At 48.1% G+C, this 21765-nt stretch carries 24 protein-coding genes; 19 read left to right on the top strand and 5 right to left on the bottom strand.

From position 1 onward, the window contains the following. Window positions 1-49: 49 nt before the first annotated feature. From hfq to hflC, 4 genes are all read left to right on the top strand, one after another. A complete protein-coding gene (hfq, locus tag ACO05E_RS05525) occupies window positions 50-298 on the top strand; it encodes an RNA chaperone Hfq (protein WP_419811989.1) in 249 nt (82 codons plus the stop codon). 138 nt (window positions 299-436) lie between these two features. Next, on the top strand, window positions 437-1768 hold the full coding sequence (hflX, locus tag ACO05E_RS05520) for a ribosome rescue GTPase HflX (RefSeq protein ID WP_419811988.1): 1332 nt from the start codon (window positions 437-439) through the stop codon (window positions 1766-1768). A gap of 194 nt (window positions 1769-1962) precedes the next feature. Beyond that, complete coding sequence (gene hflK / locus ACO05E_RS05515) at window positions 1963-3171, top strand: FtsH protease activity modulator HflK (protein WP_419811987.1); 1209 nt, start codon at window positions 1963-1965, stop codon at window positions 3169-3171. Next, complete coding sequence (gene hflC, locus ACO05E_RS05510; protein ID WP_419811986.1) at window positions 3171-4040, top strand: protease modulator HflC; 870 nt, start codon at window positions 3171-3173, stop codon at window positions 4038-4040. Before hflK ends, hflC begins: the two co-directional genes overlap by 1 nt. 63 nt (window positions 4041-4103) lie before the next feature. Here hflC and ACO05E_RS05505 read toward each other — a convergent pair whose 3' ends face one another. Next, on the bottom strand, window positions 4104-4685 hold the full coding sequence (locus ACO05E_RS05505; RefSeq protein ID WP_419811985.1) for a DNA-3-methyladenine glycosylase I: 582 nt from the start codon (window positions 4683-4685) through the stop codon (window positions 4104-4106). A gap of 306 nt (window positions 4686-4991) precedes the next feature. Here ACO05E_RS05505 and ACO05E_RS05500 point away from each other — a divergent pair, with 306 nt between their 5' ends. The 3 genes from ACO05E_RS05500 (at window position 4992) to trmB (ending at window position 8398) form a co-directional block, all read left to right on the top strand. Further along, a complete protein-coding gene (locus ACO05E_RS05500; RefSeq protein ID WP_419811984.1) occupies window positions 4992-6158 on the top strand; it encodes an ATP phosphoribosyltransferase regulatory subunit in 1167 nt (388 codons plus the stop codon). 75 nt (window positions 6159-6233) lie between these two features. After that, window positions 6234-7526, top strand: a complete 1293-nt coding sequence (locus ACO05E_RS05495; RefSeq protein WP_419813661.1) for an adenylosuccinate synthase — start codon at window positions 6234-6236, stop codon at window positions 7524-7526. Between the two features lie 155 nt (window positions 7527-7681). After that, window positions 7682-8398 carry a tRNA (guanine(46)-N(7))-methyltransferase TrmB gene (gene trmB, locus ACO05E_RS05490; RefSeq protein ID WP_419811983.1) on the top strand — a complete coding sequence of 239 codons (717 nt, stop codon included), beginning with the start codon at window positions 7682-7684 and terminating at the stop codon, window positions 8396-8398. 11 nt (window positions 8399-8409) lie between these two features. On the opposite strand, the gene ACO05E_RS05485 is transcribed toward trmB, so the two are convergent. Beyond that, entirely contained in the window at window positions 8410-9951 is a 1542-nt protein-coding gene (locus ACO05E_RS05485; protein ID WP_419811982.1) for a diguanylate cyclase, read from the bottom strand. Between the two features lie 185 nt (window positions 9952-10136). On the opposite strand from ACO05E_RS05485, the gene ACO05E_RS05480 reads away from it, so the two are divergent. Genes ACO05E_RS05480 through ACO05E_RS05460 form a run of 5 tightly spaced genes read left to right on the top strand, consistent with a single transcriptional unit; the run spans window position 10137 to window position 13366 of the window. Beyond that, entirely contained in the window at window positions 10137-10652 is a 516-nt protein-coding gene (locus ACO05E_RS05480) for a PepSY domain-containing protein (protein ID WP_419811981.1), read from the top strand. Further along, window positions 10649-11320 carry a response regulator transcription factor gene (locus tag ACO05E_RS05475; RefSeq protein WP_419811980.1) on the top strand — a complete coding sequence of 224 codons (672 nt, stop codon included), beginning with the start codon at window positions 10649-10651 and terminating at the stop codon, window positions 11318-11320. Before ACO05E_RS05480 ends, ACO05E_RS05475 begins: the two co-directional genes overlap by 4 nt. Window positions 11321-11356: 36 nt before the next feature. Next, window positions 11357-12697 carry an ATP-binding protein gene (locus ACO05E_RS05470; protein WP_419811979.1) on the top strand — a complete coding sequence of 447 codons (1341 nt, stop codon included), beginning with the start codon at window positions 11357-11359 and terminating at the stop codon, window positions 12695-12697. Between the two features lie 22 nt (window positions 12698-12719). Beyond that, the gene (locus ACO05E_RS05465; protein ID WP_419811978.1) at window positions 12720-13031 is read left to right on the top strand and encodes a Bor family protein; all 312 of its coding nucleotides are present in this window, start codon (window positions 12720-12722) and stop codon (window positions 13029-13031) included. Next, window positions 13028-13366 carry a hypothetical protein gene (locus ACO05E_RS05460; protein ID WP_419811977.1) on the top strand — a complete coding sequence of 113 codons (339 nt, stop codon included), beginning with the start codon at window positions 13028-13030 and terminating at the stop codon, window positions 13364-13366. Before ACO05E_RS05465 ends, ACO05E_RS05460 begins: the two co-directional genes overlap by 4 nt. A gap of 1 nt (window position 13367) precedes the next feature. Here the strand turns inward: ACO05E_RS05460 and ACO05E_RS05455 are convergent, their stop codons facing one another. After that, window positions 13368-14267: a LysR family transcriptional regulator gene (locus ACO05E_RS05455; protein WP_419811976.1), complete on the bottom strand. Its 900-nt coding sequence runs from the start codon at window positions 14265-14267 to the stop codon at window positions 13368-13370. 166 nt (window positions 14268-14433) lie between these two features. Here ACO05E_RS05455 and ACO05E_RS05450 point away from each other — a divergent pair, with 166 nt between their 5' ends. The 7 genes from ACO05E_RS05450 to ACO05E_RS05420 all read left to right on the top strand — a co-directional run bounded on the left by ACO05E_RS05450 (window position 14434) and on the right by ACO05E_RS05420 (window position 19769). Beyond that, the gene (locus ACO05E_RS05450) at window positions 14434-15408 is read left to right on the top strand and encodes an NAD(P)H-dependent oxidoreductase (RefSeq protein ID WP_419811975.1); all 975 of its coding nucleotides are present in this window, start codon (window positions 14434-14436) and stop codon (window positions 15406-15408) included. A 29-nt stretch (window positions 15409-15437) separates the two neighbouring features. Beyond that, window positions 15438-16151 (top strand): SDR family NAD(P)-dependent oxidoreductase, encoded by a 714-nt coding sequence (locus ACO05E_RS05445; RefSeq protein ID WP_419811974.1) that lies wholly within the window; start codon window positions 15438-15440, stop codon window positions 16149-16151. 18 nt (window positions 16152-16169) lie between these two features. Then, a complete protein-coding gene (locus ACO05E_RS05440) occupies window positions 16170-17090 on the top strand; it encodes an alpha/beta hydrolase (protein WP_419813660.1) in 921 nt (306 codons plus the stop codon). Window positions 17091-17151: 61 nt separating this feature from the next. Next, entirely contained in the window at window positions 17152-17715 is a 564-nt protein-coding gene (locus tag ACO05E_RS05435) for a nuclear transport factor 2 family protein (protein WP_419811973.1), read from the top strand. A 13-nt stretch (window positions 17716-17728) separates the two neighbouring features. After that, the gene (locus tag ACO05E_RS05430; RefSeq protein ID WP_419811972.1) at window positions 17729-18292 is read left to right on the top strand and encodes a nuclear transport factor 2 family protein; all 564 of its coding nucleotides are present in this window, start codon (window positions 17729-17731) and stop codon (window positions 18290-18292) included. A gap of 194 nt (window positions 18293-18486) precedes the next feature. Further along, on the top strand, window positions 18487-18963 hold the full coding sequence (locus ACO05E_RS05425; RefSeq protein WP_419811971.1) for a nuclear transport factor 2 family protein: 477 nt from the start codon (window positions 18487-18489) through the stop codon (window positions 18961-18963). A gap of 269 nt (window positions 18964-19232) precedes the next feature. Continuing rightward, complete coding sequence (locus tag ACO05E_RS05420; RefSeq protein ID WP_419811970.1) at window positions 19233-19769, top strand: nuclear transport factor 2 family protein; 537 nt, start codon at window positions 19233-19235, stop codon at window positions 19767-19769. 51 nt (window positions 19770-19820) lie between these two features. Here the strand turns inward: ACO05E_RS05420 and ACO05E_RS05415 are convergent, their stop codons facing one another. Then, on the bottom strand, window positions 19821-20381 hold the full coding sequence (locus ACO05E_RS05415; protein WP_419811969.1) for a phosphate-starvation-inducible PsiE family protein: 561 nt from the start codon (window positions 20379-20381) through the stop codon (window positions 19821-19823). A 195-nt stretch (window positions 20382-20576) separates the two neighbouring features. After that, window positions 20577-21662 carry an alkene reductase gene (locus ACO05E_RS05410; RefSeq protein WP_419811968.1) on the bottom strand — a complete coding sequence of 362 codons (1086 nt, stop codon included), beginning with the start codon at window positions 21660-21662 and terminating at the stop codon, window positions 20577-20579. Window positions 21663-21765 lie beyond the last annotated feature (103 nt).

Genomic DNA, 21765 nt, shown 5'->3' with positions numbered 1-21765 from the left:
TCGGTCGTCCCCACATTGGACGACACCTTCAAATTTTAAGGAGACAACCATGTCAAAAGGGCACTCTTTACAAGACCCTTATCTGAACCAACTGCGCAAAGAGCGTATTCCGGTTTCCATCTTTCTGGTGAACGGTATTAAGTTGCAAGGTCAGATTGAATCGTTCGACCAGTTTGTAATTCTGCTGAAAAATACCGTTAGCCAAATGGTGTATAAGCACGCAATTTCCACGGTTGTACCTTCTCGTAACGTGCGTATGGCACCAGCAGAGACAGGTACTGAAGGCGGCGAAGAATAATTTCTCCGGTTTCAGCACCTTTTATACCGGCAGTGACCGCCTTTGCTGTTGCTGTCTGGTCAATGACGCCAGGCATCCGTCCTGGCGTTTTTATCTCCCGACTTTCACATCATTGTTCACAACCAGAGGCTGGCAGCTTTGTTCTTTGAACGGCCCACGAATAACTCAGACCAACACCAGAGCACTGAAACCGCGTTATTGGTGCATATTGACTTTCCTGAAGGCGTTAACCGCGAAGACTTAAACGAATTCCGCGAGCTGGTGATTTCGGCCGGAGCTGATCCGCTCGATCTGGTCACGGCCAAGCGCAGCACACCAGACCCCAAAACCTTTATTGGATTGGGTAAGGTGGATGAAATTCGTGAGCTGTTACAGCTGCACGATTGTCAGCTGGTGATGTTTAACCACAGTTTATCGCCCAGTCAGGAGCGTAACCTGGAAAAAGCACTGGAATGCCGGGTGGTGGATCGGACTGGTCTGATTCTCGATATCTTTGCTCAGCGTGCCCGAACACACGAAGGTAAGTTACAGGTCGAGCTGGCGCAGCTGCAACATCAGTCGACCCGACTGGTACGTGGCTGGACGCACTTGGAGCGTCAACAAGGGGGCATCGGCTCCCGGGGGGCGGGTGAATCGCAGCTGGAGACCGACCGTCGACTGGTGCGTAATCGCGTCAGCCAGATTCATAAACGCTTGGAAAAAGTTCGTGCGCAACGGGATCAGGGGCGTCGTGCGCGGCAGCGTTCCTCCACACCAACAGTTGCCATTGTGGGTTATACCAATGCTGGTAAATCCACCCTGTTTAATGCCTTAACCACCTCTGAGGTTTACGCTGCCGATCAGTTATTTGCCACCTTAGATCCAACCCTGCGCCGTTATCAGGTGGATGATATTGGTGAAGTGGTGCTGGCCGATACCGTGGGCTTTATTCGTCATTTGCCGCATAAGCTGGTGGAAGCATTTCGCGCGACCTTACAGGAGGCCGCCGATGCTGATTTGTTGATGCACGTGATTGATTGTGCCGCAGAGGAACGTGATTCCAATATTGAGCAGGTTGAGCTGGTACTGGCGGAAATTGAAGCCGACGAGGTGCCACAATTACGGGTGTATAACAAAATCGACTTGCTGGAGCACGGAGAGGCCCGTATTGATCGTGATGATCAGGGCAATCCAACGGCCGTGTGGTTATCAGCGCGCGAGCGTGATGGTTTTGAGCTGCTGAATCAGGCCATTGCTGAGCTGTTGGGGGAAGATTTATTTGCCGAAGAAATCTGCCTCAAGCCCGCAGATGCAAAGCTGCGCGCTATGCTGTATGACATGGGCGCTATCCGTGAGGAGCGCTACGCTGATAATGGCGATATGTTGCTGCAAATCCGTATGCAACGTCAGGATTTTCGCCGCGCTCTGGCGCGAGCCGGACTGGATGAACAGCGCTTTTTGCCCCAGGCGAAAGAAGCGTGGGAATCTTAATTCTGCGAGCAGCAAAAAGTGTCCTGAATTGGCGAGTGTGGCTTTTATCAGAAATAATGCCTTTAGAAAGGGCGCTTGAAGTAAGAAGAGTGATTTGGACTGACAGTCTTTGACTGTCTATCCCGACTAAATTGTATATCATTGGCGAGCGCAAAAAGGCGCTTGATGAATTGTCTGCCTGACTGGAGAGACTTATGGCCTGGAATGAGCCTGGCGGTAACGGCCCCAAAGATCCCTGGGGTAATAATGATCGTGGTAATAATAACGGTAACAACGGTAATAACCGTGGCCCGAATCGCGGTGGCAATCAGCCGCCAGATCTGGACGAAGCGATTCAGCAGTTAATGAAAAAGCTGAACGGTTGGTTTGGTGGCAATGGTGGTGGCAACAACCGCAAAGGCCAGAATAACGGTGCTGGTGGCATGTTTGGTATCGCCGCGGCCATCCTGGTGGTGATGCTGGGCTTTAACTCAGTTTATACGCTGGATGAGCAAGAGCGTGGTGTGGTATTACGCTTAGGCGAATACCTGAAGACCGAACAGCCGGGTTTACGTTTTAAGATTCCTCTGGTTGATACCGTGATTCCGGTTAACACCACCAAGGTGCGTGAAGCGGAAATCAAAGAACGTATGCTGACCAAAGACGAAAACATCGTTGAGGTGGAGTTAAACGCGCAATATCGTGTGGTTGACCCGGTTGCTTTTGCACTGCGGGTTGAAGCTCCTGAACGTACCTTATTATCCGCTGCCGAATCAGCGCTGCGTCATGAAGTGGGCTCCACTGCCATGGACCCGATTCTGACCACCGGCCGTGCGGTACTGGCCGAAGATGTTCAGCTGCGTTTACAGGATTATCTGGAGCGTTACGCTACAGGTATGGTGCTAACCAACGTCAACATCAAAGACGCCCGTCCACCGGCTCAGGTGAAAGCGGCGTTCGACGACGTACAAAAAGCAAAACAGGATAAAGAACGTTTTATTAACGAATCCGAAGCGTATGCCAACTCGATAGTACCGGAAGCGCGTGGTCGTGCTCAGCGTCAGTTAGAAGAAGCATCGGCGTATAAAGAACGTATTATCGCTCGGGCAGAAGGTGAAGCGGCACGTTTCGATAGCCTGTACAGCGAATACAAAAAAGCACCTAAGGTGACCCGTGAGCGTCTGTATATCGAGTCAGTTTCTGAAGTGTATAACAACGCCAGTAAGGTGATGGTGGATGTCGACGGTGGTAACAACATGATGTACCTGCCGCTGGATCAGATCATTAAAAACATGCCTGCACCTAGCAGCACCTCAGGCGCTATCTCAGATAGTGATATCTCTCGCCTGACCGACCGCGTATTAAATGAAGTGCGTGCGCGTCAGAATTCATCGTCATCATCTCGTCGTGGGGAGGGCCGCTAATGTCTCCGAAAGCTATGATTGCTGTCATTATTCTGGGTATTGGTGTACTGATCGCCAGCCAGGGCCTGTATGTGGTGAATGAAACCGAACGTGCGATCAAACTGCAGTTTGGTGAAATCGTTGAAGCGGATATCAAGCCGGGCCTGCACTGGAAAAGCCCGCTGATTCAGAACGTAAAACGCTTTGATGCGCGTATCCTGACGCTGGATACCAACCCATCGCGCTTCCTGACCGCTGGTAAAAAGTATGTGATTGTCGATTCCTTTGCGAAATGGCGTATTAAAGATGTACGCGCATACTACAAAGCGACTTCCGGTGATCGTTTCCAGGCTTCTAACCTGCTGGCGAACCTGGTGAACAAAGGTCTGCGTGATGAAATTGCTGCCCGTTCTCTGCTCGAAGTGGTTTCCGGTGAGCGTGATGAGCTGATGACCAAGCTGACCACTGAACTGAATACCGAAACTCAGGATGATCTGGGTATTGAGATTCTGGACGTGCGGGTGAAAGCCGTCGACCTGCCGGATGACCTGAGTAACTCGGTTTACAACCGTATGTCGGCTGAACGTGAGCGTGAAGCTCGTGAACATCGCTCGCAGGGTAAAGAGCTGGCTGAAGGTATCGAAGCCGATGCAGACCGTCAGAAGACGGTTCTTGAAGCAGAAGCTTATCGTGAAGCTGAGCGCACCAAAGGTGAAGGGGATGCTCAGGCTGCTAAGATCTACGCCAAAGCGTATAACAAAGATCCTGAGTTTTACGCCTTTACCCGTAGCTTAAAAGCCTACACCGAAACCTTTAAACAGAATGATGTGATTCTGTTGAAGCCTGACAGCGACTTCTTCCGTTATATGAAGGATGCTGAAGGCAACTAAGTTATTGCTGTAATGGCTTATAACCAAACCCCGCGCTGGCTCTGCCGCGCGGGGTTTTTTATTTTATTCAACCAACTCGCAACAGGGGTTAAAGCGAAAGCAGCCCTGAATATGGTCATTCACCACGCCAACTGCTTGTAAAAACGCGTACACCGTTGTGCTGCCTAAGAATTTAAAACCACGCTTTTTTAAGTCTTTGCTGATCTGATCGGAAAGGGGACTGGAGGCTGGTACTTCACTTTCTTGCTGCCAGCCATTAATAATGGGCTGGTGATTAACAAAGCCCCACAGATAGTCTGAGAAGCTGCCAAATTCCTGCTGGACTTTTAGTATTGCAGCTGCATTATTGATGATGGCTGCAATCTTGGCCTTATGGCGAACAATCTCTTGATCGGTTACCAACTGAGCGATGTTGTCATCGTTATATGCCGCGACTTGGGTGATATTAAATTGCGCAAACGCATTTCTGTATCCCTGGCGCTTTTTTAAGATCGTATGCCAGCTTAAGCCCGACTGACACAATTCCAGCGATAACAACTCGAATAACAAGGTGTCGTCAAACACCGGAACGCCCCATTCACTATCATGATACGCTTGTTCTAGCTCGGTCTTGGTTGACCACTTGCACCTGATTTTATCGCTCATTAGTCACAGCTCCTTGTATTGACCCGGCAGGTGTTGATGAAAAGAGCATCATGCAATGGATCGCATGCTGCTGTTAAGAGAAATGAATTGAATTAACCGCGCTGTCTGACATGTCAGCAATAGAACCTCCGGTTATATTTATCCTTAGTAATCTTACTAATTGACACAAGACGCAGAGATTCAAACGAATTCAGCGTTAATCATGTTCTTTGCCCACCGGCTTTGGTAGAATCCTGCAACCGGGCCATACACCCGGTTTTTTTATGTCTTCTGTTTGTATATCTGATCAATTGATAAGGCTGAATCATGACACGCGCTGACCGTTGGCTGTTGCCAGATGGTATTGATGAAGTGTTGCCGCCTCAGGCGCGGCAAATCGAGGTTTTACGTCGTCATCTGCTCGATTTGCTCGACCATTGGGGTTACGACATGGTGATCCCGCCAGCCTTGGAGTACCTGGATTCTCTGTTAACCGGCACCGGCAAAGATCTCGATTTACGTACCTTTAAAGTGACCGACCAGCTGTCGGGTCGCATGATGGGTCTGAGTGCTGATACCACACCTCAGGTTGCCCGTATTGATGCTCACAGTCTGGCACCGGAAGGTGTTAGCCGTTTAGGTTATTGCCGTACTGTTTTCCATGCCAAAGCACCGTCTCTGTTAGCCAGTCGTACTCCGACTCAGATTGGCGCAGAACTGTATGGTGAAGCCGGTGTGGCGGCCGATGTTGAAATCATCAGCTTAATGGTGGCGATGATTGAAAAGTCTGGCATCAACAATATTCACCTGGACCTGGGCCATGTGGGTGTGTTCCGTGCGCTGGCTGATAAAGCCGGTATTAACGCAGAACAGCAAGCCGAACTGTTTGACCTGCTGAAGCTGAAATGTGCTTCGGATCTGGATGGCTGGGCGGATCGTGAAGTTACGGATGCCAAGCTGAACGAAGCCTTTAAACTGCTGACACGATTACAGGGTGACCGCAAGCTGCTGGACGAATCCATTGCTCGTCTGGCAGAACTGGTACCGGAAACTTCGGCTGAACTACAGCATATTCAGAAAGTGACCGATCAGCTGGCAATGCGCTTCCCGAATACGCCGTTCTACTTTGATTTAACCGAACTGCGTGGTTACGACTACCACACAGGTCTGGTGTTTGCGGCGTATGTTCCGGGTTATGGCGATGCCGTGGCTCAGGGTGGCCGTTATGATGAAACCGGTGCGGTATTTGGTCGTGCCCGTCCAGCAACCGGCTTCAGTGCCGACTTAAAAGTACTGGCGCGGTTTGGCGCGGTGGATGCTGGCGACAAACAAACGGTGATGGCACCAGCCAGTGAAGATCCGCAGCTATGGGCTAAAATCCAGCAATTACGTGAGCAAGGCTACCGCGTGCTGGTACAACTGAACGCAGAAACGATCCCGGCGGATCAGGCTCTGCAATATCAGGATGGCCAGTGGCAACTGGTTAACGCCTGAAAGAATTTATTTTTTAATTGATAACGGCCAATTTGATTCGATCAATGAGGCCCTAACAGAGTGATTGATACCGAGATGGGCAAAAGCGTTGTTGTTCTGGGCACCCAATGGGGTGACGAAGGTAAAGGTAAAATTGTTGATCTGCTGACTGAAAAAGCCACGGCGGTTGTGCGTTTTCAGGGCGGTCATAATGCGGGTCATACACTGGTAATCGACGGTGTAAAAACCGCGTTGCACCTGATTCCGTCTGGCATTCTGCGTGATGGCGTGCGCTGCATCATTGGTAACGGTGTGGTACTGGCTCCAGACGCACTGTTAAAAGAAGTGCGCTCGCTGGAAGAGCGTGGTGTTCCGGTGATGGAACGCCTGCGTATTTCTCACGCTTGCCCACTGATTCTGCCGTATCACGTTGCTCTGGATCAGGCACGTGAGATCAAGCGTGGTAACGCTAAAATCGGTACTACTGGCCGTGGTATTGGCCCGGCTTACGAAGATAAAGTATCCCGTCGTGGCTTGCGTGTGGGCGATATGTTCCAGCCGGAATTCGCCGACAAGCTGAAAGAAGTGATGGAATACCACAACTTCTCGCTGAAAAATTACTACGGCGTTGACGAAGTTAACTACGAAGAGACACTGGCTTCCTGCAAAGAGTGGGCTGAGCAGATCAAAGACATCGTGGTAGACGCAGTCGATATGGTTCACACCATCCGTGAAGATGGCGGTGACATCATGTTCGAAGGTGCACAAGGCACGCTGCTGGACATCGACCACGGTACTTACCCGTTTGTAACCTCTTCTAACACCACGGCTGGTGGTGTGGCGACTGGTTCTGGTGTTGGCCCGCTGTATCTGGATCAGATCATGGGTATCACCAAGGCGTACACCACACGTGTTGGTTCTGGTCCATTCCCAACGGAACTGTTCGACGAAGTGGGTGAGCACTTAGCCACCGTTGGTCATGAGAAAGGCACCACCACTGGTCGTTCTCGTCGTTGTGGTTGGTTTGATGCGGCACTGGTGAAACACTCCATCCGTGTTAACTCAGTGAACGCCATCTGTCTGACCAAGCTGGACGTACTGGACGGTTTAGAAACCGTTAAAGTGTGTGTCGGCTATCAGGACGAAAACGGCAACCGTATGAACGTACCAGCCAGTGCCGATCAGTTCGAAAAAATCACTCCGATTTACGAAGAACTGCCGGGCTGGACTGAAAGCACGGTGGGTGCGCAGAAGCTGGAAGATCTGCCAGAGAACGCGAAAGCCTATATCCGCTTTGTTGAAGAAGCGATTGGTGCACCGATTGATATTATCTCCACCGGCCCTGACCGTGTAGAGACGATTGTATTACGTCATAGCTTCGGTCTCTGATTAAGGTCAAGCGCCTGAATAAACCCGCCGCTTAAGGCGGGTTTTTTGTACTCTGGCTCCCACGCTAAGCCGGCAGCCCCATCTTCTGATTTTCTCAATTCAGATGTGACTACCACGCAGAGCGTGGGAGCCAGACGTAATTCTCTGAGGTTCTGATGATCCAAGGCAATTCCCGCACGGTCGAAACCAACCAGCAAGGTCTGCACGAACGGCTGGATGATATTGTGCGCAAGCATTTATCTGGCCCGTTCCAGAAGCCGTTTCACGATGCGACTCTGGAAACCTTTTATCGTTTGAAGGAGGCCTGGCAGGAGGATGGCCGGCCGCTGATTCTGGATTCCTGTTGTGGTGTTGGCGAGAGTACGGTGAACCTGGCAGAGCGTCATCCGGATGCTTTTATTCTGGGTCTGGATAAGTCGGATATGCGCATTGAAAAGCACGACAGCTATCGCCGCACGGCGGATAACTATCGGTTAGCGCGGGTGGATCTTAACGACTTCTGGCGCTTAGCCGTCGCCGATGGCTGGCAGTTAACGCATCACTATATTCTGTATCCCAACCCATGGCCGAAGGCGACCCATTTTAAACGTCGCTGGCATGGTGCTGCGGTGTTCCCGTATCTGTTGATGCTGGGTGGGCAATTGCAGATGCGCTCGAACTTTCCGTTGTATCTGCAGGAGTTTCAGCGGGCGCTGGAAGTAGCTGGCTTGAATGGTGAGTTTTCGCCATTAATGATGGAAACAGAAGACTCGGACATCACACCATTTGAGCGTAAATACCGCTTAAGTGGTCAGCCGTTATATCGCCTGGATGCCAATCTGACTGGCTTTACCCTGCCATGGCAGGCTGCGCTGTCTCTGCCGTCAGCATAAAAACACGTACTTCAGCATAAAAACGAGGGTTTTTCTGAGCCGTCGATACAAATACAGTTACGACCTTGTGCCTTAGAGCGGTAGAGACTCTGATCGGCCCGGGCAAATAAGGCCGATGGATCATCCCCTTTAATAAGTTCGGCAATGCCAATGCTGAGGGTTGGTGCCTGTTGAGTGCGGGGATGAATCAGGTTGCTCTGACTGAGTCTTTTCTGCAAGCGGCTGGCTAATTCAGCCGCACCTTCGGCACACACCTCTGGGCAAATTACACAAAACTCATCACCGCCCCAGCGGCCAATACTGTCTGATGGGCGCGACTCTTCTTTCAGAACATCCGCCACGGTAATAATGATATGGTCGCCAGCCTGGTGGCCGAGCTGATCATTAATGGCTTTAAAGTGGTCGATGTCGATCAGCAGAAAGGCCAGCGGATGCTCATAGCGCTGACAACGCTCGATTTCCTGATACAGGATACGGTCGATTCCCAGGCGGTTACGCACGCCGGTTAAGTGATCGGATTCCGACAGCTGCTTGAGCTTCAGTTCTTCTTTACGGCAACGAATCATGGCAATCCGGTGAATCGATCGGTGCCCGTTGAGCGTCGCCAGCTCAATATCCAGTGGCAGGGACTCACCATTCTGATGAATGCCATAAAACACCGGTTTGGTGTCATCGCCACGACCTTGCTGAAAGGCTGAGCGTATATTTTGTTGTACCGCATCCGGGCAAATCAGTTCGTCCAGTTGTTTGCCTAATAAAGTCGCTGCCGGATAACCAAAAATATCACTGGCATGAGGGTTGGTTCTGACTACCCGACCGGAACGGTCAGCCACCAGAATGCCCTCCGGAATCATAGAAAACAGGGTTTCCAGGTGGCTTTTGGAACGGGTTGCCCGAATAACCAGTGCTGAGGCGTATAAGCAGAAGATGATCAGCAGCGGTATACCAATCCCGGACAGCAGTTGCAGTCGTTGCTTGGCAATGTTCAGCAGGTCGGTGGTTTGCTGATTAACATAATGATAATCGTCTTCCAGTAGCGTATTCAGAATCACCAGTGCATTGGCTGCGGCGGTATCGTCTACTTTTACCCGCTGATCCAGGGCACGAATGGGCATATCGGCAACTTTCGTGTGTTCGATACTCGCTAACTTTTGCTGGTAGTCGCTTATGACCATTTTCAGATCATTCAGCGCAGCCTGTTCCTGAGGGTTCAGAGTTTGTTGTTGGTACTGATGCAGCAATTCCTGACTGGTGACCATGGATTCATGGGCGGCGCGTAAATACTCCGCATCACGGCGAATTACATAATTTTTAAAATAATGGATAAACCCCATGTAACCAATCGACGCGCGCAAATGGTTGATCAGCTCGTATTTGCTTTGAGACTGCTGGCCATAGGTTTGCCATTCCTGATTCAGCTGGCTGATGGCACGGGAGGTAGATAGGGTGAAGGAGAGCAGAACCGCCGTCGAGATCACGAATAACAGCAACACCAGTTTTACCTGGGCCAGAGAGCGCCGATAGCGATGAAACGTCTGGTGCAAAAGCTTCAATTCAGATCCGTTTAATTTGAAAAGCAGTGACTAAATTATCATTTTAGACGATGTGAGCAAAATATAAACACCTAATTAGAGTCCGTTTATAGAGAGACAGGGCAGTTTTTTGTTCCATCGGATTTTTCAGTTATGGTTCAGGCTGACGGAGTAACATACAGCGGCTTTATGATCCGGACGTTTTTATGCTCAGGCTGACACCAGCACATCACAATGCCAGAACTCACAGTTGGAAGATCCTGTTTGGGCTGTGTTGTCTGTGCCTGTCGATGCTGGTTTCGGCTCAGGAGGCGGATGACGAAAGCAGCTGGGTTGAAGAAACCCTTAACCCGTCCACCGAATGGCTGGAGCAGTTGGTGGCGCCGGCCAGCCGTTGGCTGGAGCGTCAGATTCAGGAGCCTGATCAGTCTCCTCCTGTGATCCGTGAAGCGCCGCGGGAAGCCGATTTACCAGAAGGCGTGATTGCGCCTGCAGAAGCAGCACGACTGCTGACCTCATTGTATCCCGGTGATGTGCTAAGTATTCGTCTGATGGATACCACAACCCTGTGTTACAGCATCAAGCTGCTGCATGACAGCGGCACCATCTCAACCTTTTATCTGCATGCCGAAACCGGAATTTTGCTGGATGAGGCGCCTCTGTTTAATCATCCACAAGATAGCAAGCAGCCACAAGACAACAGCCATGGAGTGTCCGAATGAAAATACTGATTGTTGAAGATGATCAACAACTCCAGCAACAGCTGGTGTTACAACTGCAGCAGGCGGGTTTTGATTGCCAGGCAGCCTCGGATGGCATGGAAGGATATTTTCTCGCCAGCGAATATCCATTTGATATGGCGGTGGTTGATCTGGGATTACCCAAGCTCGACGGTATTGAATTAATTCGCCGTGTGCGCGCCGATGGCGGTGGTTTCCCGATCCTGATTCTGACGGCCCGGGATGGCTGGAAATCACGGGTTGAGGGGCTGGATGCCGGTGCCGATGACTACATGGAAAAGCCGTTTCATATTGAAGAACTGACAGCACGATGCCGGGCCTTATTACGCCGTACCACGGGCAATAATAATAACCTGCAGTTTGGCCCGCTGATGCTCGATCTGAATAGCCAGCAGGTTAGCCTGAATGATCAGCCCATGGAGCTGACAGCGTTTGAATATAAAATCCTCGAATACATGATGCGCCGCCCGGGAGAAGTGATTTCTAAAACCGTATTAACCGATTATTTATACGATCAGGACTTTGAACGCGACAGCAATGTTATTGAAGTATTAATTGGGCGCCTGCGTAAAAAGCTGGCGAGCCATCCTGACTTTGCACCCATTGTCACCTTACGTGGCCGTGGCTATCAGTTTCAGAAATCACAGTGATTCCAGCCAATGCTTAACTCCTTAATCGGCCGGTTAATGACATTTTCAATGTTGGCGTTATTGCTGCTGATGACGGGGTTGGGGTTATTGCTTGAGCGGTCGTTTTATAATTCACAATTAAATGCGATGCAGGACCGCCTGAAGCTGCATAGCTATTCGATATTATCGGTGGCGGAATATTATCAACAGCAATTGTATTTTCCGGCGTTTTTACAAGAACGGCGCTTTAATCAAGCTGGCTCCGGGTTATATGCCCAGGTTCTGGATAAACATTTTCAGCCGGTGTGGGCATCGGTTTCTGCGGTTGATATTCCGGTGTTTAAAACCGCATGGGCCGATCAGGGTCAGTGGATGTATTCCACCGTTAGTCGCGGTAACAAACAATATTTACTGGCACGCTTTGGTGTTAGTTGGTCCGGGCCTGAGTCCAGCCAGGCTGAATCTAATCAGTCCACGCGCAGTCAATCCGGGCGAGTATTTAATATTATGATTCTGGAAGATTTACAGGAGTTGCATAATACCGTTTCCGGCTATCGGAAAACTCTCGCAGTATTGTTGGCGGCGTTAACGGGCTTTATTTTATTGATGCAGTATCTGATTCTGCGTTGGGGATTAAAACCATTACACCGGGTTGTGGCCGATCTGGAAAATATTCAGATGGGTAATCAGGCTGAATTACAGGGTAAATACCCAACAGAATTACACCCGCTGACTTCCGGACTGAATCGTCTGATTTATTCCGAGCGCAGTCAGCGAGAGCGCTATCGCAACACCATGGCAGACTTGTCTCATAGTTTAAAAACACCGTTAACCGTAATGTCAGGCATTCTGTATCAGCAGAGTCGTGATAATACTGAGCTGACTTATCAGCTTGAAAAAATGAATTCGACCATCGCTTATCATCTGAAGCGAGCTGGTGGCGGTACGTCTGCATTAACTCGTCAGCAGGTAGCGTTATTACCCATGTTGCAATCCATTTGCGCAGCCATGGATAAAGTATACGCCGATAAAAATATGGCAATACACCTTGATGTTGATGAGCAACAAACGGTGAATATGGATGAAAATGATCTGATGGAAGTACTGGCCAATCTGCTTGATAATGCCTGCAAATACGGCGAACGCACTGTTGAAGTCGCAGCTCAACAAACCGAAGGGCAGCTGTTGTTAACCGTTGCCGATGATGGTGACGGCATACCTGAAGAAAAGCAGGCGATGGTATTTCAGCGTGGGCAACGGCTGGATACGGCTGAACCCGGGCAAGGGCTGGGGTTATCTCTGGTGCGGGAAATTGCTGACAGCTATCAGGCACAATTGACTATTGGCCGCTCGGTTCTTGGTGGAGCCTGTTTTTGTATTGTGTTGAATACTGAGTAATAGAGACAACTGAGACTGAATCATGACGAAAAAAAATGGATTAACACTGGTCATCAGCCTGTTACTGATGTGTTTAACCGCTTGTTCCAGTGTCACTATGCGCCCTTATGGTGGTGAAAAAGATACCTCAAAGCCCACTTATCAAAGCAGTAAAAATTATTATTGGTGGGGGTTAAAAAACGAATATGACATTGATACCAGTGAGATTTGTCAGGGACGTCGTGTGATGCAGATGCAGTCGGTGACAACATTGTCTGATTGGTTGTTACAGGCGGTGACGATAGGCATTTATTTTCCGCGTACGGCCAAAGTCTGGTGTGAGGAAAAAGGATGAAATCGTTTTTATTTATTCAGCTCTTTATGGGGTTGTTGCTGTTATGCGGTTGCGCAACCATGACATTTACCCAGCAAACCGAACGCCCGGTCAGCGACGAAAAAATTCAGCATTGGCACCACACTATTATTAACGGCATTGTTGAAGTCAGTGAACCTGCCAATCTTTACACTGACTGTCGTGGCAAGCCCTGGCAATCGGCTCAGGTGGAATTCCGTTTTAAAAATGTGCTGGCGGGTGGCTTTGCCAATGTGGTGGCCGAAAGTGTGATCTCCACATCCGGTTTAATTGCCTTTTATTCGCCATGGAATGTCGAAATTCAGTGCACGAAATAAATCAAATTTTTCCTTTTTCCACCAAAAAATCAATTAAGGCTCTGACCCGCAGGGCCTTCTGACTGTTCTGCACAAAATACACATACAGGCCAGAGTATGGCTGCCAGTATGTTGGTAATACCGGTTTTAACTGGCCGCTATCCAGCTGATTCTGAATCATCGGCGTCACAATACGGCCAATGCCTAAGCCTTTTTCTGCGGCATCCACCATAGCATCGGTATCGTTAACGATCAGTGCCAGTGGCATCTGCACTGTGATGGCCTGGCCATGTTCCTGCAATAATAAAGGGGCCAGTTTATTCGATGCAATAAAGCGATATTGCACCAGTTTATGAGCTTGTAAATCTGCAGCCGTTTGTGGCTGACCGTAACGTTGCAGATACTCATCTGAAGCAAATAAGGCTTCCTGCATCGGCGCCGTTAATTGGCGGGCCACCATGCCGGGCTCAACCCGGTTACCAAAGCGAATACCGGCATCGTAGCCTTCTTCCAGAAGATTAACGGCTTTATCTGAGATGGAAATCTCCAGCTGGATATCCGGGTAACGCTGACAAAACTCGGCATAAATGGGCTTCAGGAAAAACTGAAACACAAATCGTGGCAGCGTAATGCTGACCCGGCCCGATGGCTGTTCGTTCATATCACGAATACTTTCAACGGCGTAATCCAGGGTTGTCATTGCGCCGCTGGTGCGTTGTTGCAGTAACCGTCCGGCTTCGGTCAACTCGATACGCCGGGTTGAACGGGTAAACAGCGGCAGACCCACTTCGGCTTCCAGCAGTTTTAATGCCTGGCTGACCGACGGGGGTGCCATCTCCAGTTTACGGGCAGCCCCGCGAATACTGCCCTCGCGCACAATGCTCTGAAAGATCGTAAGTTGATTAAAGGTTGCACCTTTCATAACCCATTCCTGCCACTCAACGTCTGTAACGTATTGATCTTAATAGAATTTAATATTGTTAGTTGCTAGCTAACAATCCAGTAGGTTTTGTTGTCCTAAAACTTACTTCAACTCAAGCATAGACTGCAATGACTGAATCAAAATGCAGAGATAAGCAGAGGTTGTTATGAGTAAGTCGGGTTCTAAGGTATTGATCATTTCAGGTCACCCAGATCTGGAGCAATCCTATACCAATAGTGTGATTCTTGAGCAGATGCACGGCGCTCTGGATAACGTTGAAATTCGTCGACTGGATACCTTGTACTCCGATTACTCGATTGATATCGAAGCCGAACAGCAAGCCTTACTGTCAGCTCAGGTGGTGGTACTTCAGTTTCCGTTTTACTGGTACTCCATGCCTGCACTGCTGAAGAAGTGGATGGATGATGTGTTCGCATTTAATTTTGCTTACGGTGCTGAAGGCGACAAATTAAAAGGCAAAGACCTGTTTCTGTCGTTTACGGTGGGTGGCCCACAAGAGTCTTATAACCCGCTGGGTTACAACCACTTTACTATCGAACAATTCCTTCGTCCGTTGCAGCAAACCGCTTACCTGGCAGGTATGAATTATCACAAGCCGGTGTACACCCACAGCATGGTGTACATCCCGGGTGTGTATAACAAACTGGAAGATGTTCAGGCTCGTGCGGCGAACCACGCTAACCGCCTGATAACTGATATTCAAACTATTCAGAATTCAGCAGAAGAAAAAATACGTCGCTTTGTTGCCGACTGGTTTGCTGAATTTGATCAATTACCGCAAGGCGATGAGTTTTTTATTCAGCATTTAGCGCCGGATGTGAACTGGAATATGCCGGAAGGAAAGTTCAAAGGTCATCAGGGCTTCAGTAGCTGGTACGAAATTGCACGCAGTACTTTTAAGCCCGGTTGTGACCATCAGGTTGAGCAGATCGAAGTTATAAAAAATGAATCCGGTTATCAGGTGGATTTACGTATCCGGATGTTGGCTGAAACATTCCCGGACTCACAGTTTAACGGTGAAGGCATCAACTTGCTGGTGAATGAAATCTGGCAGGTATCGCTTGATGAGCATAGTGCTGTGACGATTCATGATTATCAGGTAGAGCCGGTTATTAGCTAAATCTGTAGTGCATTGATTGGAGAAAGGATATGTCAGGTTCAAACAGAAAAGTCGCATTGGTCACCGGTGGCAATCGAGGCATTGGTCTGGCGATTGTAAAAGGGCTGGCTAAGCTCGGATTTAACGTACTGATGGGATGCCGGGATGTGAAAGCCGGTACAGTAGAAATTGAAAAAATTCGGGCTGAGCTAACGGAAGCTGATGTATCTGTTGTGAGGTTAGACCTGGCTGATGCTGAAACACTTCCTCAACAAATGCAACAAATCACAGAACAGCATCCATCGGTGAACGTACTAATTAACAACGCTGCAATTCTGGACGAAGGCGATTTCAGCTCACTCAGTCGTGATGACTTTTATCGCTCAATGCAGACCAATGCACTATCTGTATTCGACTTGATGCAGCACTTTGGTCTTGCGATGGAGCAGCAAAAGTATGGCCGTATTGTGAATATCTCTTCTGGATGGGGAGCGTTCTCTGACGGCCTTACTGGACCGGCAGCTTACTCTATGAGTAAAGCGACACTGAACGCCATTACCAAGGTGGCGGCTAACGGTTATGCCGGTTATTCAGATATCAAAATAAATGCCATGTGCCCGGGTTGGGTAAGAACTCGTATGGGTGGCATTGCAGCCAGTCGCTCTCCAGAGCAAGCAGCAGAAACCGCAATTTGGTTAGCAACCTTGTCGCAGGATGGCCCCAGTGGCGAATTCTTCCGCGATAAAAAAGCAATCAACTGGTAGTACCCATTAATTAAATAAATCGCAATAAAAACATTTAGTGAAAACACTCAGGAGCAAGGTATGAAAACATTAACTCTGAAAACCTCTGTTGGTGAATTAGCTGCCAATTTGTATTTGCCGGAAGGTGAGTCCAAAGACTTACCACTGGCGATTGTCACCGGAGCCTGGACAACCGTAAAAGAACAAATGCCAGCGACATATGCCAAAGCATTAGCCGAACAAGGTTTTGCGGCGCTGACGTTTGATTTTCGCGGCTGGGGCCAATCTGCTGATAGTGTGCGGTATTTAGAAGACCCGGCACGTAAAACGGCAGATATTGCCGCTGTGATTGATGCACTTGCTGATCAATCATTTGATGAGTTTGCGGATATCGATACTTCCCGAATTTACGGGCTGGGTATCTGCGCATCGGCCGGTTATATGCTGGATGCTGTAAATCATAACTCTAAAGTTAAAGCAGCAGCTGTTGTTGCTCCCTGGCTGCATGACCGTGAGTTAGCAAATGCTATTTATGGTGGTGAAGAGAGTGTTAATGGATTAATTAAAGCAGGTGAGGAAGCTGCTGCTTCTGCTGAATCTGTTCTGATTGAAGCAGCCAGTAGCCGTAATGAAAACTCCCTGATGTATCAAGCGCCTTACTATACCGAAGCCGATCGTGGTTTGATCCCGGAATATGATAACCAATTTAACGTCGCTTCCTGGAAGCCCTGGTTAACCTACAATGCTTTAGCCCATGCCGGAAAACAAGATAAACCGGTCTTAATGGTAGCTTCTGAATCCATGGCGCTGCCAGATGGTGCTAAAAAATATCTGGAACTCTCCGGTGATCATGTGAAAGCTCAATGGTTAGCTGATATCACTCAGTTTGATTTTTATGACGTGGCTGAACCGGTTTCACAAGCGGTTAACTCAGTAGTACAACACTTTAATGCTAATTAAATAATTATTTGATGGCTGAGAATTTTTTCCTCAGTCATCAGTAATTTCAGGAGAAATAACTATGAAAAAAATATTAGTCGCATTAATCATGGGATTGTTAGTTATGAATGTTCAAGCAGAAAAACCTGAACTTGATCAGGAAAAAATTAAGTTGCAGCTACAAAGTATGGGCACGCTTGCAGACCAGAATGCTTTCGAATATTTGGGTCGTATTTTTAGCGATGAAGTGTTAGTGGATTACACCTCAGCATTTGGCGGTGAACCAGCAACAGTCCCTCGTGTTGAATTGATGAAATCCTGGGCCGGCTTATTGCCAGGCTTCGATTTAACTCGGCACAACCTGAGCAATATGAAAGTGATGGTAGAGGGCAATAGCGCCACCGCAACTGCTGATATTACTGCTAACCATTACCTGATTGATCCTGAAACCGGAGAAAATGGTTTCTGGCAAATTAGTGGTCAATATAACTACGAGTTGGAAAAAGGTGCTGAGGGCTGGACGATAAAATCTCTGACCTTGATTGCTGGCCCAGAAAAAGGAAGCCGTGATGTGTTAGGGAAAGCGGGTGAATTAGCACAACAACGCTTGGCTAGAAAAGAGAGTCAGAAAATTTCACTGAAATAAACGGAGAAAGATGATGGATGACGTATTCAAATTTATTGCATCAGCCACTGTATTGTTGTCATTAGCTGCCTGTTCAACTACTCAAAGCGTGAATCAACAAGCAGCAAACGATGCGGTTGAAATTAATCAGGCTGAGTTGTGGCCAAAACCTGCAAATCCAGTTGCTTCGGGTTCTGAAAACAGCGCAGCATTAAAAGTAGTTCAGGGTTTCTTTGGCGCCTATGGCAAAGGAGATATGGAAGGGTTGAAGTCGTTTGTTGCGGAGGACGTTGAATGGCATATCCCAGGTCAGCATAAACTGGCAGGTACAAAGCGGGGCATTAAAGAATTCACTGATTTCTTTGCTCAATTAGGGACTGCGGGCTTTAACGCTGAAGTAATGATTCTGGCAGCGAATGATACCTATGTGATTGATGCGCATCGTGGCTGGAGTACCAAAGGCGATGATAATATCGATATTAACTGGATGTTGCTGTACCAGGTCGAGAACGGAAAAATTAAACGGGTACAAAATTTTTCTGGAGATCTATATAAGTCAGATCAGTTTTTCGAAACCTTCTTTGCAGAGGATGGCTAATATTAAGCCCTGTCTTTGCAGGGCCATTAATTTATAAGGTCACTATAGTATTTAATGAAAATAGTAATAATTTTATGACGTTCTATCAGATAGGACTTTCTTCTGATAGTCAGTCTCGTATTTTTCGGGATGGTTAAAGTTTGGGCTGTCAGGTTTTATAGGTAGATTCCTGCTTCTTATGATGGGTTAATATTATGTACAACGCAAAAGTTGCAGAACAAAACAAGCAATCAGCTAAAGCGTTTTTTCATGCAATCGAAGAATGCAATATTGATAAAGTTCTTGATTTATTTGCTTACGATGGTGTTCAGTTTAATCCGTATTGTTCAGGTATTTTTCCTGAAGTGGCACATGGGCACGATGAAATACGGGAATACTGGAAGCCAGCTTTCACTAGTTTTGATGGCATGAAATTTCCAATTCATGAAGTTTACGCTATGGAAAACTGTGATATTGTGTATGTGCATTACAGCGGTGAAATTACATTAAAAGAAAATTCCGGTGTTTATCGAAACGATTATTTTTCGATCATTAAGTTTGACGATAGCGGTAAGATTCAACACCATACTGAAATCTTTAACCCGATTATCGCGGCTAAAGAACTTGGCTTGATGGAGCAATTACTGAGCACAAACATCAGTACAACAAATGTTAACGCCCGTTCCATATAATAGCCTGAACTGACATCCCACTCATCCTTCTCAATATCTGTATCAAAGCCTTAACCCAGGTTTAATGGTTGTTAAGAGCATAAATATCTCAGTTACTCTCAATCCCTCTTATATTGGCATGCCACTCCAGCTTGATAGCAGGTTACTAAAAAGTAACCTGGGCAGTTTTCAGTGCCTAATTGTGCAATGGGTTATGATTAATTACTATGGTATACATAAGTAACTTACTTAGAAAAGACAACAAAAAAGAAGACTTTCAGGAGTTTATTATGTGGAAATTCATAACCTCGTTAATACTGGTTGCAACAGCTGCTGCAGCTCAGGCAAAGGATACCATTCAGATTGATCTGACGGCGTTACAGAAGGCCAGCTGGACCGAGCAGGAACAGCAGAACGCTGCTGTGATTACCGACTTTGTGCAGAACCTGATGAACAACCATAACTTTGAGTATGTGCTAAAGCACTATAACGACAGCGCTTACACTCAGCACAACCGCAACCTGCCCGATAAAATCACAGGCCTTGTTAGTTTTCTGCAGGAGTTTGTTGCGGATTACCCGGAGTACAGTTACGACGTTAAACACATTTATGTCGATGGCGATTATGTGATTTTTCACTCCCATGCCACGTTAAGCAAAGACGACCGTGGCAATGATGAAAAAGGCATGAATATTATTGATACCTGGCGTTTAGAAGAGGGCCGTATCGTTGAACACTGGGATTCAATCCAGGCATTAGATGGCTTTATGCGGTTTTATTCGCTGATCAGCGGCGGCACAATTCGTAACGACAATGGCGTATTCTGAACAGGGTTGCCGCAGAGTAAAACTCTATCAAAAGCGCCTGCTGCGCAGGCGCTAGTGAGAAGATTTTTTACTCACCAGCCAATAGGAAACTCCCAATGCCAGCACAACTGTTGCAATGGCAAAAATATAGTTGGGAGTGATGGCATCAAAATCAAGGATGATGACTTTTCGGGCGATGGCCATCAGAGCGGTAGCGATAACCAGTTGTATCGGTAATACATTGGTGCCGAGGTAGAGCCGGATATTAATAAAAATCTCGATCGCAATCAGTACCACCATAAAAGCGGCAAACACCTGAAAAATATCATTCACGCTTAATAGCAGGAATGGAGGTTCAACCAGACGCTGGTACACCACAAAGACAACATCCGCGACTCCCCATAGTATGATCAGTACCATCATCACGGCCAGAGCTTTGATGGCGAGACGAATGATCTGATGCAGAAAGCGAATTAACGGATCATCGTGTTCTTCTGGCAGTTCTTCATGAACAATCGACACTTTTTGGGCTTTGCCGGGCTTGTTGGCCTTATTGGAGTTGTTGGCTTTACTGGAGTTGTTGGCTTTACTGGAGTTGTTGGCTTTACTGGAGTTGCCTGCTTGCTCAGTCATGTTGTGCATTTCCCTGATACGGCTACATCGAGATGCAGCCTAACATTTGATAGCTCAGTTCAGTGTACGCTACCAACTGACAATTGGTGTTGGGATTTACAAATCAAATAACGGCTTGATTGTGCCTGATGTTTCGGGAAGTAAGAGGAGCTGCCACAGCGGGTGTGGCAGTTTTCAGTCGAACCGTGTTGAGGGCTATGCAGGAGAGTGCAGTGCCGGATAGTCGGTATAACCCTCCGGCCCCGGGGTGTAAAAAGTATCCGGATTTGCCTGATTTAATTCCGCGTTTTGTTCAAAGCGCTCTACCAGATCCGGGTTGGCAATAAATGGCACACCAAACGCCACGGCATCGGCCTGTTGATTGGTGATGGTGGTGTCGGCTTCTTCGCGACTATAACCCATATTAGTAATTAAATTACCGTTATAAATTGCCCGGGCCGGAGTCACCACATCGCCACTTTGCAGACCAAAGAAATCAGCTCGCATCAGATGCCAGTAGGCCAGGTTTAAATGATTAAATTGCTCAGCCAGATATTGAGTCATGCCCACCGGGTCACTATCTTTCATACTGTTAAAGCTATTTAACGGCGAAGTGCGAACACCCACACGGCTGCTGCCCCAGACGTCAACTACGGCTTCAATCACCTCCAGCAGTAAACGAGCACGGTTTTCCAGTGAACCACCGTAGGCTCCGTCGCGTTGGTTGCTGCCATCACGCAGGAAACTATCGAGTAAATAACCATTCGCACCGTGTACTTCGACACCATCAAAACCGGCTTCTTTAGCGTTTTCTGCTGCCTGACGGAAGCCGGCAATAATGGCCGGAATTTCGTCGTCGCTTAATGCACGTGGCACGGTGTACGGTTTTTTCCCCGTGGGTGTGTGTACCTCGTCATCAATCGCGATGGCACTGGGAGCGATTGGCTGAATGCCGTTGTTAAGATCGGGGTGACATGCACGACCACCGTGCCAGAGTTGCAATACAATACGGCCGCCTTTGGCATGAACGGCGTCGGTCACCTGTTTCCAGCCCGCGATTTGTTCGGCGGAATAAATGCCGGGTTCGTTAATAAACGCCGAAGCGTTCTCCATCGCCATGGTGGCTTCGGCAATTAATAATCCGGCGCTGGCACGTTGAGCATAATAGTGGGCCATCATTTCACCCGGTACATGGCCGGGTTCTGCACGGCTGCGGGTCAGTGGCGCCATAATAACGCGATTGGGCAGTTCCATATCACCCAGGGTGATCGGACTTAAAACATGGCTGGATGTGGTCATCATTACATTCCTGAAAGTGGGTTATGAAAAACATATCCACTAATGTAGGAACGTCTCAGCTGTTCAACAAGTGTACTCAAATGCAACGATTTGTTGCTTCTGAGGT

It is taken from the genome of Bacterioplanoides sp. (genome assembly GCF_965226395.1).
Classification (GTDB): domain Bacteria; phylum Pseudomonadota; class Gammaproteobacteria; order Pseudomonadales; family Oceanobacteraceae; genus Bacterioplanoides.
Note: the sequence above shows the minus strand (reverse complement) of the source record. Positions and strands in the feature narration are given on the sequence as shown.

What these genes read in the sequence shown, in the direction of transcription:
- ACO05E_RS05410 (WP_419811968.1), bottom strand. Translation starts at nt 21,662, where the DNA reads ATGATGACCACATCCAGCCATGTTTTAAGTCCGATCACCCTGGGTGAT.
- ACO05E_RS05420 (WP_419811970.1), top strand. Translation starts at nt 19,233, where the DNA reads ATGTGGAAATTCATAACCTCGTTAATACTGGTTGCAACAGCTGCTGCA.
- ACO05E_RS05480 (WP_419811981.1), top strand. Translation starts at nt 10,137, where the DNA reads ATGCTCAGGCTGACACCAGCACATCACAATGCCAGAACTCACAGTTGG.
- ACO05E_RS05450 (WP_419811975.1), top strand. Translation starts at nt 14,434, where the DNA reads ATGAGTAAGTCGGGTTCTAAGGTATTGATCATTTCAGGTCACCCAGAT.
- ACO05E_RS05415 (WP_419811969.1), bottom strand. Translation starts at nt 20,381, where the DNA reads ATGACTGAGCAAGCAGGCAACTCCAGTAAAGCCAACAACTCCAGTAAA.
- ACO05E_RS05430 (WP_419811972.1), top strand. Translation starts at nt 17,729, where the DNA reads ATGGATGACGTATTCAAATTTATTGCATCAGCCACTGTATTGTTGTCA.
- ACO05E_RS05500 (WP_419811984.1), top strand. Translation starts at nt 4,992, where the DNA reads ATGACACGCGCTGACCGTTGGCTGTTGCCAGATGGTATTGATGAAGTG.
- ACO05E_RS05455 (WP_419811976.1), bottom strand. Translation starts at nt 14,267, where the DNA reads ATGAAAGGTGCAACCTTTAATCAACTTACGATCTTTCAGAGCATTGTG.
- hflK (WP_419811987.1), top strand. Translation starts at nt 1,963, where the DNA reads ATGGCCTGGAATGAGCCTGGCGGTAACGGCCCCAAAGATCCCTGGGGT.
- ACO05E_RS05445 (WP_419811974.1), top strand. Translation starts at nt 15,438, where the DNA reads ATGTCAGGTTCAAACAGAAAAGTCGCATTGGTCACCGGTGGCAATCGA.
- ACO05E_RS05470 (WP_419811979.1), top strand. Translation starts at nt 11,357, where the DNA reads ATGACATTTTCAATGTTGGCGTTATTGCTGCTGATGACGGGGTTGGGG.
- ACO05E_RS05495 (WP_419813661.1), top strand. Translation starts at nt 6,234, where the DNA reads ATGGGCAAAAGCGTTGTTGTTCTGGGCACCCAATGGGGTGACGAAGGT.
- hflC (WP_419811986.1), top strand. Translation starts at nt 3,171, where the DNA reads ATGTCTCCGAAAGCTATGATTGCTGTCATTATTCTGGGTATTGGTGTA.
- hfq (WP_419811989.1), top strand. Translation starts at nt 50, where the DNA reads ATGTCAAAAGGGCACTCTTTACAAGACCCTTATCTGAACCAACTGCGC.
- ACO05E_RS05460 (WP_419811977.1), top strand. Translation starts at nt 13,028, where the DNA reads ATGAAATCGTTTTTATTTATTCAGCTCTTTATGGGGTTGTTGCTGTTA.
- ACO05E_RS05505 (WP_419811985.1), bottom strand. Translation starts at nt 4,685, where the DNA reads ATGAGCGATAAAATCAGGTGCAAGTGGTCAACCAAGACCGAGCTAGAA.
- ACO05E_RS05425 (WP_419811971.1), top strand. Translation starts at nt 18,487, where the DNA reads ATGTACAACGCAAAAGTTGCAGAACAAAACAAGCAATCAGCTAAAGCG.
- ACO05E_RS05435 (WP_419811973.1), top strand. Translation starts at nt 17,152, where the DNA reads ATGAAAAAAATATTAGTCGCATTAATCATGGGATTGTTAGTTATGAAT.
- trmB (WP_419811983.1), top strand. Translation starts at nt 7,682, where the DNA reads ATGATCCAAGGCAATTCCCGCACGGTCGAAACCAACCAGCAAGGTCTG.
- ACO05E_RS05465 (WP_419811978.1), top strand. Translation starts at nt 12,720, where the DNA reads ATGACGAAAAAAAATGGATTAACACTGGTCATCAGCCTGTTACTGATG.
- ACO05E_RS05475 (WP_419811980.1), top strand. Translation starts at nt 10,649, where the DNA reads ATGAAAATACTGATTGTTGAAGATGATCAACAACTCCAGCAACAGCTG.